Genomic DNA, 13,633 nt, shown 5'->3' with positions numbered 1-13,633 from the left:
AGCGGAGGGCACGAGTGGTGAAGACTGCTCTCGTCCGCATCGCCGGCCTCGCCGCCTCCGTCGTGCTCGTCCTGTGGGGTGCGGCTACCGTGGCCTTCCTCGCGTTCCGGGTGATCCCCGGAGACCCGGTGTCGGTGATGCTGGGGCCGCAGGCGCAGGTGAGTGAAGCGGTCAAGGAGGGCATCAGGGCCGATCTCGGGCTCGATCGACCACCGTTCGAGCAGTACCTCGGCTTCATCGGTCAGCTCGCGCGGGGCGACCTGGGGGAGTCGTACCAGCTGCGGATGCCCGTGACGGAGGTGATCGGGCGTCAACTCGGTGCGACGGTGCAGCTGTCCGTGCTGGCGCTCGTGATCGCCGTCGTCCTCGCGCTCGCCGTGGCGGTGTTCGTCCGAGGGCAGGTCGGACGCACGGTCGCCGCCGGCATTGAGCTGGTCATCCTCTCCTCGCCGGTGTTCTGGATCGGGCTCGTCCTGCTCAGTGTCTTCGCGTTCGGGCTGGGCTGGTTCCCGGTGTCGGGTGCCCGTAACCCCGCCACCCTCGTGCTTCCGGCGATCACTCTGGCGCTTCCCGTGGCTGCGCTGCTGAGTCAGGTGCTGCGCGACGGACTGATGCAGGCGGAGCGCATGCCGTTCGCCGAGACGGTCCGGGCCCGTGGTGCGAGCCCTTCGTGGTTCACGCTGCGGCACGGGCTCAGACACGGCGCGGCTTCCGGCGTCACCCTGACCGCGTACCTCACGGGATCCGTCCTCGGGGGTGCCGTGCTCGTGGAGACCGTGTTCGCGCGCCCGGGCTTGGGCAGGGTCACGCTCGCCGCGATCAACGATCGCGATCTTCCCGTCATCACGGGCATCATCCTGCTGAGCGCCCTGGCGTTCGTCGTGGTGAACCTCGTCGTCGAGCTCGTGCATCCGCTTATCGATCCCCGGGTGGTAGCGGCTCCGTCTCGAGGCACCCGTCGAGGCACCCGATGAAGCGGGCGCAACGCGTGCTGCTGTGGGCCGCCGTCGCCGTCCTCGCCGTGATCGCGTTCTCGGCGCTCTGGCCCGCTGCCCTCGCGACCCACGACCCTCTCCAGACGGAGGTGCGCTCCGCCCTGCTCCCGCCGAGCACGGAGCACCTGTTCGGCACCGACCAGAGCGGGCGCGACGTCTACTCCCGGGTCGTGTACGGAGCCGGACGCTCTCTCGGCATCGGACTGCTCGCGACCGTCGTCGCCCTCACGGTCGGTCTGCTCCTCGGAGCCTTCGCGGGGGTCGCGCCGCGGGGCGTCGACGCCACCGTGATGCGGGTGAACGACATCCTGATGGCCTTTCCCGAATTCCTCGTCGCGCTCGTCGTCGTCGCGGTGCTCGGCCCGGGGACGGTGAACATCGCGATCGCGGTGACGCTGGCGGCGGTTCCCGTGTACATCCGACTGGCACGGATGCAGACGCAGACCCTCCGGGCCGCCGAGCACGTGGAGGCTGCGCGCATCCTCGGGGTGCCGCGAGCGACGGCCTTCCTGCGACACGTCGCTCCCGGTGTGCTCGGCGCGCTGAGCGTGCTGGCGACGATCGGCATCGGGTCGAGCATCCTCGCCGCGGCGGGGCTCAGCTTCCTCGGGCTCGGGCCGTCCGAGCCGACACCGGAGTGGGGACTGATGCTGGCGGGCGGCCGCAACGTGCTCGGGCAGGCATGGTGGATCTCGGTCTTCCCCGGTATCGCGATCACCCTCACCGTCGTCTCGGCGACCGTCGTCGGGCGCATCCTCCGCGCGCGCGGAGACGGGAGGACGGCATGAGCGCTGCACTGCAGGTGCGGGGTCTGCGCATCTCCTTCGAGGGTGAGCCGGTCGTGGACGACGTGTCCTTCACCGTCGACCGCGGAGAGTGCATCGCGATCGTGGGGGAGTCCGGGGCGGGCAAGTCCCTCACGGCACGCGCACTGCTGGGTCTGACTCCCGCGGAGGCCGACGTCGCGCTGGATGAGTTCATCGTGGACGGCACGGACACCGCCGGGCTCACGGAGCACGCGTGGCGTGCGGTGCGCGGCGCCGGGATCGCCCTCGTCTCCCAGGATGCACTGGTCTCTCTCGATCCTCTGCGACGGATCGGGACCGAGATCGCCGAGCCGCTGCTCCTTCATCGGCTCATCCGCGGACGCGCGGAGCGGGCGGCTCGGGTGCGGGATCTCCTGCGGAAGGTGTGGATGCCGGATCCCGACCACCGTGCCCGCCAGCACCCGCACGAACTCTCCGGGGGCCTGCGGCAGCGCGCGCTCATCGCTTCCGCGCTCGCTGCGGTTCCGGCCGTGCTGGTGGCGGATGAGCCGACGACCGCTCTCGACGCGACCGTGCAGGCGCGGATCCTCGGGTTGCTGCGCGAGATCACGGATGCCGGAACAGCTCTCGTGTTCATCAGTCATGACTTCGCGGCCGTCCGCCGGATCGCCGACCGCGTCCTGGTGATGAGGGGCGGCGTCATCGTGGAGTCCGGGCCGGTGGCCGAGGTGCTCGAGAATCCACGGCACGAGTACACGAAGCAGCTCCTTGCGGCCACGATCCACGACCCGCGGGCCTCGGTCCCCGCCGACTCGCCGCCGGTGCTGATCGCGGACGGGGTGTCGCGGAGCTTCGGCACGGTGCCTGCGGTCATCGACGCCTCGTTCACGCTGAAAGACGGGCGGACGCTCGGCGTCGTCGGCGAATCGGGGTCGGGCAAGACGACGCTGGCCCGCATGATCGTCGGCGTCGACGCACCGGACTCCGGCTCTCTGCAGTGGACCACGGAGCGCAGGGTGCAGCTCGTGCACCAGAATCCGCTCGGGGCTTTCGACCCGCGCTGGACGATCGGCCGTTCGCTGCGTGAGGCGCTGGAAGCGGGGGGAGTGCCTCGCGCTCAGCGGCCGGCGCGCGTAGCCGGGCTCCTCGCCGAGGTCGATCTCGCACCGGAACTCGCCGAGCGGCGTCCGAGCGCGCTCTCCGGCGGGCAGCGGCAACGCGCGGCCATCGCGAGGGCGCTCGCCGCGGATCCGCAGGTGCTCGTGCTCGACGAACCCGTCTCGGCGCTCGATCCGTCGGTGCGGGAGCGGGTGCTGCGGGTGCTCGCACGGTTGCAGCAGGAACGGCAGCTGACGATGATCTTCGTCTCGCACGACCTCGACGTGGTCGGAGCGGTCGCAGACGAGGTGCTGGTGATGCAGGACGGGCGGATCGTCGAGCAGGGCACCACCGCGGAGGTGTTCGCGACGCCTCGGCACCCGTTCACTCGGGAGCTGCTCGATGCCGGCGGCGCTGCCGGTCGTTGATCGGCCGTCAGTCCTTGATCTGGATGCCGATGCCCGCCGCGATCACCGGAGCGAGCTGCTGCACCTGGAACGAGGTGAGGGTGGCCCCGCGGAGGCTGTTGGCATCGAGGAACGCGACGGCGTCGAGGCCGCGCAGATCGAGGTCTTTCGCCCGCATGCCTCGGGAATCGACCTCCTCGGTCGACGTGGCGGTGAACCGCACGCGGGTGAGCTCGGCCTGGGGCATGTCGATCGTGCGGATGGTGCACTCCGAGATCTCGAGGTCGGTGACCTTCGACGCGCCGAGGTTCAGGTAGTCGATGCGCACGTCGCGCAGGTCGAGTTCCGAGATACGCGCCTCACTCAGGTCGAGCGTGCCGATGCGTCCTCCGCTGATCCGCATCCGCCGCACTCCGGCGTCACGCAGGCGGAGTGAGGCGATCCGCGCGCCCGACATGTCGACGTCGATGACGGTCGCTCCGGTGAGATCGACGGCGTCGGCATCGGCCCTCACGGCGCACTGTTCGAGCGTCGCATAGGCGAGGTCGACGGTGCCGGTGAGCTCGAGGCTCGACCCCAGGATGTCGGCACTGCGCGCAGCGGCGGCCTCCTCGAGGACGGACGGGAGGTCGGGAGCGGTCACGCGGGGCGGGGCCGGTGATTCCGAGGTGCGGGCCATCCTTCGAGGGTAGGTGCTGCCACGGACAGCGTCGGAGGTCGGATGCCGCGTACACTGGAGGGACGAGCATCGATCCGGCCATCACCGGGGAGCTCTCGGAAGAACGGTGCAGCCCCCGGGCGGCGCTCAGTAGAACCGAGCGGGGCAGGCCCGTCACAGCCGCAGTGAGAGTGGTCGCGTCGCACGGCGTGGCACGCGAGGTGGTACCGCGGTCCGTGAGGGTCGTCCTCGCAGGAGCATCCGCCACGACGAACACTGCGAGACACGATGACCTACCCCCGTTCCTCCTTCGGCCCCGCCGCCGACTCCGTCGCGCCCAGCCCCCGTTTCCCGCAGATCGAGGAAGAGGTGCTCGCGTTCTGGAAGTCCGACGACACCTTCCGCGCCTCGATCGAGCAGCGTGAGGGCGCACCGGAATGGGTGTTCTACGACGGTCCGCCGTTCGCGAACGGCCTGCCGCACTACGGACACCTCCTGACCGGCTACGCCAAGGACGTCTTCCCGCGCTTCCAGACCATGACCGGCCACAAGGTCGATCGGGTCTTCGGATGGGACACCCACGGTCTGCCGGCCGAGCTCGAGGCCATGAAGCAGCTCGGCATCACCGAGAAGTCGGAGATCGAGGACATGGGCATCGACGTCTTCAACGCGAAGGCGAAGGACTCGGTGCTCACGTACACGCGCGAGTGGCAGGACTACGTCACCCGCCAGGCGCGCTGGGTCGACTTCGACCGCGGCTACAAGACGCTCGACCTCGGGTACATGGAGAGCGTGCTCTGGGCGTTCAAGACCCTGTACGACAGGGGCCTCGCATACGAGGGATACCGCGTCCTGCCGTACTGCTGGCGAGACGAGACGCCGCTCAGCGCCCATGAGCTGCGCATGGACGACGACGTGTACCAGATGCGCCAGGATCCGTCCGTCACGGTGACCTTCCCGCTCACGGGAGCCAAGGCCGAAGCGCTCGGACTCACGGGCGTCCGTGCCCTCGCCTGGACGACCACGCCTTGGACCCTGCCGACCAACGTCGCGCTCGCCGTCGGTCCCGACATCGAGTACGTGGTGCTCCCCGCGGGACCGGCAGGTGCCGCCGACGTCCATCAGACGGCGGGGACCGAGGATGCCGCCATCGAGTCGTCCGCACATCGCTACCTCCTCGCCCGTGACCTCCTCGGCGGCTATGCCAAGGACCTCGGCTACGAGAGCACCGAGGACGCGCTCGACGCGGTGGACGCGACCGTGCGTGGCGCGCAGCTGCAGGACGTCACGTACGACCGCCTCTTCGACTACTACGCCGACGCCGAGACCTATGGCACCGAGAACGCCTGGCGGATCCTGGTCGACGACTACGTCACCGTGAGCGACGGCACGGGCATCGTCCACCAGGCTCCGGCCTACGGTGAGGACGACCAGCGGGTCGCGGGCGCTGCCGGCATCCCCACGATCCTCTCGCTGGACGACGGTGGCCGGTTCCTCCCGAACGTCACCGATGTCGCGGGTCAGTTGTGGATGGAGGCGAACACGCCGCTGGTGCGCCTGATCCGGGAGAACGGCCGCCTCATCCGGCTCCAGAGCTACGAGCACTCGTACCCGCACTGCTGGCGCTGCCGGAACCCCCTGATCTACAAGGCCGTGTCGAGCTGGTTCATCCGGGTCACCGACATCAAGGACGACCTGCTCGCGAACAACGAGCAGATCACCTGGGTGCCCGAGAACGTCAAGCACGGACAGTTCGGCAAGTGGCTCGAGGGCGCCCGCGACTGGTCGATCAGCCGCAACCGCTACTGGGGCTCTCCGATCCCGATCTGGAAGAGCGATGACCCGGAGTACCCGCGCGTCGACGCCTATGGGTCCCTGGAGGATCTCGAGCGGGACTTCGGGACGCTGCCGCGCAACCCCGAGGGCGAGATCGACCTGCACCGCCCCTACATCGACGACCTGACGCGTCCGAATCCGGACGACCCCACGGGCAAGAGCACGATGCGCCGTATCGAGGACGTCTTCGACGTGTGGTTCGACTCGGGATCGATGCCGTACGCGCAGGTGCACTATCCGTTCGAGAACCAGGAGTGGTTCGACTCGCACTCACCGGCGGACTTCATCGTGGAGTACATCGGCCAGACCCGCGGCTGGTTCTACGTCATGCACGTGCTCTCGACCGCGCTGTTCGACCGCCCGGCGTTCACGGGTGTCAGCTGCCACGGCATCGTGCTCGGCAGCGACGGCTACAAGATGTCGAAGTCGCTGCGCAACTACCCGGACGTGTCCGAGGTGCTCGACCGCGACGGCTCCGACGCGATGCGCTGGTTCCTGATGTCGAGCTCGGTGCTGCGAGGCGGAAACCTCGCGGTCACCGAGGAGGGCATCCGCTCGGGCGTCCGCGAGTTCCTGCTGCCGCTGTGGAACTCCTGGTACTTCTTCGCGACCTACGCCAACGCCTCCGGCGCCGACGGGTACGAGGCGTCCTGGCGCACGGACTCCTCGGATGTCCTCGACCGCTACATCCTCGCCAGGCTCGGCGATCTGGTCCGCGAGGTGCGTGCGGATCTGGAGGGTCTCGACTCGACCACGGCCTCCGCGCGTCTGCGTGACTTCGCCGAGGTGCTGACCAACTGGTACATCCGTCGCTCCCGTGATCGCTTCTGGACCGGCGTCACGGACGATCCGAAGAGCCGTGAGGCCTTCGACACGCTCTACACCGTGCTCGAGACGCTCACCCGCGTGGCGGCACCCCTCGTGCCGCTCGTCAGCGAGCGCGTGTGGCAGGGGCTCACCGGCGGACGCAGCGTGCACCTGACCGACTGGCCCGACGACGCGCAGTACCCGGCCGCGGACGAGATCCGCGACGCGATGGATGCGGTCCGCGAACTCTCCAGCGTCGGCAACGCCCTGCGCAAGAAGGAGAAGCTCCGCGTGCGTCTGCCGCTCGCGCGTCTCACCGTCGTGTCGCCGCTCGCGGGGGCACTCGGGCAGTTCGAGGACATCCTCCGCGAGGAGCTCAACGTCAAGTCCGTCGAGGTCGTGCCGCTCACGGACACGACCGCGGTCGAGTACGGCATCGACCACCGACTGAGTGTGAACGCTCGCGCGGCCGGTCCGCGCCTCGGCAAGGACGTGCAGAAGGCGATCCAGGCCGCACGCTCGGGCGACTGGAACGAAGTGGACGGCGTGGTCGTCGCCGGCGGCATCGCGCTGGAGCCGGCGGAGTACGAGCTCGTGCTCGAGACGACGGGTCGTCCCGACGGCGAAGCACTCGCGATCGTCCCGAGCGGAGGGTTCGTCCTGCTCGACACGCAGACGACGCCCGACCTGGAGGCCGAAGGACTGGCCCGCGACGTCATCCGCGCCGTGCAGGAGACCCGCAAGAACGCGGACTTCGACGTCAGCGACCGCATCCGCCTGGAACTGCGTTTCGCGAGTGCCGAGGACGCGGATGCGGTGGCAGCCGCCTTCGAGGTCGCCGATGTCGCGGGGGAGACCCTCGCGTTGGAGCACGCGCTTCACCGTGACGACGCCGTGCTCCCCGCGGCCGAGTTCACGGCGGACATCCCGAGCGGGACCTACGCCAACCGTGGCGACTTCACGATCGCCGTCACCAGGATCGGAGCAGGCGCATGAGTGACAGGGAACGGGCGGATGCCGTCTACGACGCGCTGCTGAGCAGGGCGGGCGAGCGGTGGGTGCAGCCTCGCAAGGAGCGCACCGCGCGCATCCTCGCCTTCCTCGACGACCCGCAGCGCACCTATCGCGTCGTGCACCTCACCGGCACGAACGGCAAGACGTCGACGGCACGGATGATCGAGAGCCTCCTGCGCGCGCACGGCTTGCGGACAGGTCTGTTCACCAGCCCGCACCTCGAGCGCTTCACGGAGCGGATCATGATCGACGGAGAGCCGATCTCCGACGAGGCGGTGGCGGATGCGTGGGACGAGATCGAGCCGTTCGTCGACATCGTCGACGCCGAGTTCGAGGCCGCGGGAGACGCGCCGCTGACGTTCTTCGAGCTGCTCACGGTGCTGGCCTTCGTCGCGGTGGCGGATGCTCCCGTCGACGTGCTGGTGCTCGAGGTGGGCATGGGCGGTGAGTGGGATTCCACGAACACGGCAGACGGCGACGTCGCGGTGTTCGCGCCGATCGACATCGACCACGCGGACCGCCTGGGCGGGACGATCGCGGAGATCGCGCAGACCAAGGCCGGCATCATCAAGGAAGGTGCCGCGGTCGTATCCGCGCAGCAGCCCCCGGAGGCCGCCGAGGTCCTGCGCCGAGTGGCGGCCGAGCGCAACGCGACCATCGCGTTCGAGGGCGAGGAGTTCGGCCTCACCGAGCAGAAGCTCGCGGTCGGCGGACAGCTGCTCAGCGTCCGGGGACTGGCCGGGGAATACGCCGAGGAGTACCTCCCGCTGTACGGCGCTCACCAGGGTCACAACGCCGCACTCGCCGTCGCCGCCGTGGAATCGCTGATCGGCGGTGCGTCCCAGGCGATCGCCCCTGACATCATCTCCGACGGCCTGCAGGGCACGACGTCGCCCGGCCGGTTGCAGCTGCTCGGCATCGCGCCGACCGTGATCGTCGATGCCGCCCACAACCCGCACGGTGCCAAGGCGCTCGCGCAGGCTCTGGACGACAGCTTCGACTTCGATGAGTGGGGTCTGGTGCTCGGCGTACTCGCCGACAAGGACGCCGCGGGCATCGTCGCGGAGCTGGCACCACGGGCCGCGCACGTGTTCGCCACGGCTCCGGAGTCCGAACGCGCGAGCGACGCGGATGCGATCGCCGACCTCGTCGAGCAGACCGGACAGCGCGCGACCGTGCATGACTCGCTCGCCGACGCCGCCGACGCCGCCCGGGAGTGGGCCGCATCCTCCGATCGTCGTGCCGTGATCATCGCAGGTTCCGTCGTGCTCGCCGGCGAGGCGATCGCCCTGGCCGAGGAAGAGGACTGGAAGTCGGGGTGGCGCGCATGACCGCCGATGCGCCCGCCGCGCGCTCGCCTCGGCCGCCGCGCACCCTCGTGCAGAAGCTCGCGCCCGTCGTGCTGGGGTTCGAGGCGATCGTGGTGTTCCTGGTCGGGCTCACGATCTTCGGGCTGCGACAGCTTCCCGAGGGCGTCGAGCAGTGGTGGGGGATCGTCGGCGGGGCGGTCCTCGCGCTCGTGTGCATCCTCATCGCCGGCATGATCACGAAGCCGTGGGCGCTCACCGCCGGATGGGTCGTCCAGGCCCTCGTCGCCCTGTCGGCGTTCTTCGTGCCGGCGATCCTGCTGGTCGTCCTGATTTTCGGCGGCATGTGGGCGTATGCGACCATCGGAGGGGCTCGATTGGACGTACGACGTTCCGCGGCTCCCACGACCGAGACTCAGACAGAGAGTGAATGACATGGCCACCGAAGAAACCCTCGTCCTCGTCAAGCCCGATGGCGTCGCCCGCGGCCTCACCGGCGCGATCCTCGCCCGCATCGAGGCGAAGGGGTATGCCCTCGTCGACATCCGCCTGGTGGAGCCCGACCGCGACCTTCTCGCCGAGCACTACGCCGAGCACGAGGGCAAGCCGTTCTACGAGCCGCTGCTGGAGTTCATGCTCTCCGGCCCGTCCGTCGCGATCCGTCTCGCGGGCAACCGGGTGATCGAAGGATTCCGCTCGCTCGCGGGAACCACCGACCCGACGACCGCCGCGCCCGGCACGATCCGCGGAGACTTCGGCCGCGACTGGGGACTCCCCGTGCAGCAGAACCTCGTGCACGGTTCGGACAGCCCCGAGTCGGCGGCACGCGAGCTCGGCATCTGGTTCGACTGAGTCCGTCCGCCCGCACGCCGACGAAAAGCCCGCCCGCCGAATCTCGGCGGGCGGGCTTCTCGTCTGCGGAGACCGCGGATCAGAAGAGGATCCTGCTCATCTCGCCCAGGAAGTCGAGCCCCTGGAGCTGTGCGAGGAGGATGATCAGCGCATAGGCGACGATCGTGGCGAGCGGCACCCACGGCATGAGCGTGTCGGCGCGGGCCATGACCTTCTCGTTCCGGGTGAACGTGCCGTTGCGGGTCAGATGGACCATCGTCGCGAAGAAGGTGGGGATCGTGACCGCCCACGTGACCATGCACCAAGGGCAGAGGACGAAAAGGTCGTAGAGGCTCTGGCCGATGAGCCAGCACACGAGGCCGAAGGCGAACGTGATGCCGAGTCCGAACGCCGCCCAGAACCAGCGGGGGAACCGTGCGCCGGCGAGGATCGCGACGCCCACCACCAGGGGCGCCATCCATCCGGTGAGGCCCATGATCGGGTTGGGGAAGCCGAAGACCGATCCCTGCCACGACTCCAGGTTCGTGCTGCACTGGATGAAGGGGCTCAAGTCGCAGGCGAGGGCTTCCTTCGGGTTCTCCAGCAGTGCGAACTTCTCGACGGTCAGCTCGAAAGCGGCGAACCACCCGATGACGCTCGCGATGATCAACCACACGGCATAGAAGACGGGGCGGGTGCGCTGCTCGCTCATACGGGCGATTATCTCAGCGGCGCCTATGGATAGGACGACAACAGGCCGGAGAAAACGCGCTGGTCACGACCTGATGCCATGAACGGGGCCACTTGGTGCGATAATGGCCTGTGACGCGATGAACGGCCCCGCCGCGACACGCGTCGACGCAGACTTCGGGGTCCTATGCCCCACGCGATCAGAGCCATGAGCCGGTCGCACACCGAGTGAGTTCGCGGAACCCGCGGGTACCGCATGAGATTTCATGGAGCACCCAGTGCTCCGTGCAGGGAGTAAGCCAGAGATGGCCGATGAGAACAATGACAACAACGTACCTGCCCTCGATCTCCCGGCTGACGCCGCGGATGCGCTGACGGAGCCCGCTGCTCCGGAAGCCGACGAGCTCACCGGGTCTTCGAGGGACGACGCCGCGGCAACGGAGGCCGCCGCAGACGCAGCCGATGCCGCCGCGGACGCTGCCGCGGACGATGTCGCCGCAGGGTACGCCGCCGCCGAGGACGCCGCGGCCGCCGCCGATGACGCGGCGGATGCGGTCGCACGCGACGCCGCCGATCACGACGAGGCACGTGAGGGCACTGACTCCGAGAGCACTGACCCCGAGAGCACCGACTCCGAGAGCACTGACTCCGAGAGCTCCTCCGACGCTGACGAGAGCGCCGTGGCCGACGCCGCTGCGGACGAGCAGGATGCGAAGACGGAGCCGGCGGAGGAGAAGCCCTCGACGGACGAACCCCCTGTCGAGGAAGCGCCCGCTGCTGCCGCCGAGACAGCTGCCCCCGAGGCTGCTGCTCCCGAGGCGCCGGCTCCGGTGACCGCTGTGTCGCTGGGCCTGCTGCCCGAGGTCTTCGTCTCGCAGGTCTCCACCCAGCTGCACTTCTACGCTCCCGAGATCGTGCCGCTGCCGGCGCGTCCCGGTCGCGAGCGCGTCTTCGACCGCATCGCCGACCGCGATCAGCCGCAAGACGAGTCCGCGCCGCGCGGTCGCGGACGTCGCCGTCGTGGGGGCTCTGACGGGGATGACCAGCGCGACGAGCCGCGCCAGCGTCAGCGTGTCGTCGAGTACATCACGGAGCCGAAGGCCATCAAGGGTTCGACCCGTCTCGAGGCGAAGAAGCAGCGCCGCCGCGATGGGCGCGACGCCGGCCGTCGTCGCCCGGTCGTGACCGAGGCCGAATTCCTCGCGCGCCGCGAGTCCGTCGACCGCAAGATGGTCGTGCGCTCCAAGAACGGTCGCACGCAGATCGGTGTACTGGAAGACGGCGTCCTCGTCGAGCACTACGTCGCCCGCAACCAGGATGCGTCGCTGATCGGCAATGTGTACCTGGGTCGTGTCCAGAACGTGCTGCCGAGCATGGAGGCCGCGTTCGTCGACATCGGTCGCGGTCGCAACGCCGTGCTCTACTCGGGTGAGGTCGACTGGGACGGCGTCGAGACGGGCAATCAGCCGCGGCGCATCGAGCTCGCACTGAAGCCGGGTGACCGTGTGCTCGTGCAGGTCACGAAGGATCCGGTAGGACACAAGGGCGCGCGCCTGACGAGCCAGATCTCCCTTCCCGGCCGCTACCTCGTGTACGTCCCCGGCGGGTCGATGAACGGCATCAGCCGGAAGCTCCCCGACAACGAGAGGGCGCGCCTCAAGCGCATCCTCAAGGAGGTCCTCCCCGAGTCCTCCGGCGTGATCGTCCGCACCGCGGCCGAAGGAGCGACCGAAGACCAGCTCACGCGCGACGTGCAGCGTCTCACCTCGCAGTGGGAGCACATCCAGAAGCAGGTCGAGAGCCAGCAGGCGCCTGCGCTCCTGCACGCCGAGCCGGACCTGCTCGTCAAGATCGTGCGTGACGTCTTCAACGAGGACTTCACGAAGATGCTGATCCAGGGGGAGGACGCGCAGCAGACGATCCGCGCCTACCTGGAGAGCGTCGCGCCCGACCTGCTCGAGCGGGTCGAGGCGTACGAAGACGAGACGGACCCGTTCGATGCCTTCCGCATCACGGAGCAGATCGAGAAGGCCCTCGACCGCAAGGTCTGGCTGCCTTCGGGTGGGTCGCTCGTGATCGACCGGACCGAGGCCATGACGGTCGTCGACGTCAACACTGGCAAGTTCGTCGGCTCGGGGGGAAACCTCGAGGAGACGGTCACCAAGAACAACCTCGAGGCGGCCGAGGAGATCGTCCGCCAGCTGCGGCTGCGCGACATCGGCGGCATCATCGTGGTCGACTTCATCGACATGGTGCTGGAATCCAACCGTGACCTCGTGCTCCGTCGTCTGATCGAGTGCCTGAGCCGTGACCGGACGAAGCACCAGGTCGCCGAGGTGACCTCGCTCGGTCTGGTGCAGATGACCCGCAAGAAGCTCGGTCTGGGCCTGCTCGAGACCTTCAGCGAGGCGTGCGAGGTCTGCGCCGGCCGCGGCGTCATCGTGCATCATGATCCGGTCGTGAAGCACCGCTCGGGCAACAGCAACGGCGGCAGCAACGGAAACGGTCAGGGCGGTCGTCGCCAGCGCGGCGGCAACGGCGGGAACGGTCAGAGCCAGAGTGCTCCCGCGGCCCCGCACGTCACCCACAGCATCACCGAGGGCGCGAAGTCCGCGCTGGCTCAGATCGCGGCGTCGACCATCGCTCCCGCCGCGGATGGGACGGCGGAGACGCCGGCGCCGGTCGCGGCGGACGAGGCACCCGTGGCGGCGGAGCGCCCCAAGAAGGCACGCAAGAAGCGCGGCGGGGATCGCAAGGGGCCCAAGAGCCCTGCGGAAGAGCTTCTCGATTCGGTGCTCGACGCGCTTCCCGAGCCGAAGGCTCCGGGGCAGGGTCGAGGACGCCGTCGGGTGAGCACGGCGGCGCTGACCGGCACCCCGGTGTCGGTGAACTCCGAGCCGTCAGCGCCGGTCGCGGGCGCGGACTCGGAGTCCTGACGCGATCAGCCGGCGCACCAGCTCCTTGCCCTGCACCTGCTGGGCGCCGGCGGCGACGAGTCGGGGGATCATCTCCTGCGGCACGTCGTAGTGATCGAGGTCGAAGGCGCGCGCGGGGACGTCGTGCGCCCTCGCGAAGTCGTGCAGCTCATCGAGGCTCTCATCGCTCACCAGATGCGCCCACAGGCGTCCGTGAGCGGGCCAGAGGGGGGCGTCGACGAGCACGGTCACCTGGTCAGCCTACGACCGTGCCGTCGGGTCGGGACGCTGAACGCGAGCGAGAACCG

At 69.2% G+C, this 13,633-nt stretch carries 11 protein-coding genes; 8 read left to right on the top strand and 3 right to left on the bottom strand.

Features of this window, described 5'->3' with window-relative positions; translation table 11 throughout:
• Positions 1 to 17 precede the first annotated feature (17 nt).
• The 3 genes from E0W80_RS02965 to E0W80_RS02955 are packed head-to-tail and all read left to right on the top strand — an operon-like array spanning position 18 to position 3,288.
• Positions 18 to 974 carry an ABC transporter permease gene (locus E0W80_RS02965; RefSeq protein ID WP_240740443.1) on the top strand — a complete coding sequence of 319 codons (957 nt, stop codon included), beginning with the start codon at positions 18 to 20 and terminating at the stop codon, positions 972 to 974.
• Positions 971 to 1,783 (top strand): ABC transporter permease, encoded by an 813-nt coding sequence (locus E0W80_RS02960; RefSeq protein WP_131491235.1) that lies wholly within the window; start codon positions 971 to 973, stop codon positions 1,781 to 1,783. Before E0W80_RS02965 ends, E0W80_RS02960 begins: the two co-directional genes overlap by 4 nt.
• Positions 1,780 to 3,288, top strand: coding sequence for an ABC transporter ATP-binding protein (locus E0W80_RS02955; RefSeq protein ID WP_131491234.1), 1,509 nt, complete (start codon positions 1,780 to 1,782; stop codon positions 3,286 to 3,288). The genes E0W80_RS02960 and E0W80_RS02955 overlap by 4 nt, the downstream gene beginning before the upstream one ends.
• A gap of 7 nt (positions 3,289 to 3,295) precedes the next feature.
• Here E0W80_RS02955 and E0W80_RS02950 read toward each other — a convergent pair whose 3' ends face one another.
• Positions 3,296 to 3,946 carry a pentapeptide repeat-containing protein gene (locus E0W80_RS02950; protein ID WP_131491233.1) on the bottom strand — a complete coding sequence of 217 codons (651 nt, stop codon included), beginning with the start codon at positions 3,944 to 3,946 and terminating at the stop codon, positions 3,296 to 3,298.
• A 267-nt stretch (positions 3,947 to 4,213) separates the two neighbouring features.
• On the opposite strand from E0W80_RS02950, the gene ileS reads away from it, so the two are divergent.
• Genes ileS through ndk form a run of 4 tightly spaced genes read left to right on the top strand, consistent with a single transcriptional unit; the run spans position 4,214 to position 9,741 of the window.
• The gene (gene ileS / locus E0W80_RS02945) at positions 4,214 to 7,564 is read left to right on the top strand and encodes an isoleucine--tRNA ligase (protein ID WP_131491232.1); all 3,351 of its coding nucleotides are present in this window, start codon (positions 4,214 to 4,216) and stop codon (positions 7,562 to 7,564) included.
• Positions 7,561 to 8,913: a folylpolyglutamate synthase/dihydrofolate synthase family protein gene (locus tag E0W80_RS02940; protein ID WP_131491231.1), complete on the top strand. Its 1,353-nt coding sequence runs from the start codon at positions 7,561 to 7,563 to the stop codon at positions 8,911 to 8,913. Before ileS ends, E0W80_RS02940 begins: the two co-directional genes overlap by 4 nt.
• Entirely contained in the window at positions 8,910 to 9,323 is a 414-nt protein-coding gene (locus tag E0W80_RS02935) for a DUF4233 domain-containing protein (protein WP_240740442.1), read from the top strand. Before E0W80_RS02940 ends, E0W80_RS02935 begins: the two co-directional genes overlap by 4 nt.
• 1 nt (position 9,324) lies before the next feature.
• Positions 9,325 to 9,741, top strand: a complete 417-nt coding sequence (ndk, locus tag E0W80_RS02930; protein ID WP_047524000.1) for a nucleoside-diphosphate kinase — start codon at positions 9,325 to 9,327, stop codon at positions 9,739 to 9,741.
• Between the two features lie 79 nt (positions 9,742 to 9,820).
• Here ndk and E0W80_RS02925 read toward each other — a convergent pair whose 3' ends face one another.
• Positions 9,821 to 10,432: a vitamin K epoxide reductase family protein gene (locus E0W80_RS02925; RefSeq protein ID WP_131491229.1), complete on the bottom strand. Its 612-nt coding sequence runs from the start codon at positions 10,430 to 10,432 to the stop codon at positions 9,821 to 9,823.
• A 283-nt stretch (positions 10,433 to 10,715) separates the two neighbouring features.
• Here E0W80_RS02925 and E0W80_RS02920 point away from each other — a divergent pair, with 283 nt between their 5' ends.
• Positions 10,716 to 13,346 (top strand): Rne/Rng family ribonuclease, encoded by a 2,631-nt coding sequence (locus E0W80_RS02920; protein WP_131491228.1) that lies wholly within the window; start codon positions 10,716 to 10,718, stop codon positions 13,344 to 13,346.
• Here E0W80_RS02920 and E0W80_RS02915 read toward each other — a convergent pair.
• Entirely contained in the window at positions 13,311 to 13,577 is a 267-nt protein-coding gene (locus E0W80_RS02915; RefSeq protein ID WP_047519866.1) for a DUF4031 domain-containing protein, read from the bottom strand. The two genes, E0W80_RS02920 and E0W80_RS02915, sit on opposite strands and share 36 nt — an antisense overlap.
• Positions 13,578 to 13,633 lie beyond the last annotated feature (56 nt).

It is taken from the genome of Microbacterium sp. PI-1, assembly GCF_004337555.1.
Classification (GTDB): Bacteria; Actinomycetota; Actinomycetes; order Actinomycetales; family Microbacteriaceae; genus Microbacterium; species Microbacterium aurugineum.
The sequence above is the reverse complement of the archived record's forward strand: the minus strand, read 5'-3'. Positions and strand labels throughout refer to the sequence as shown.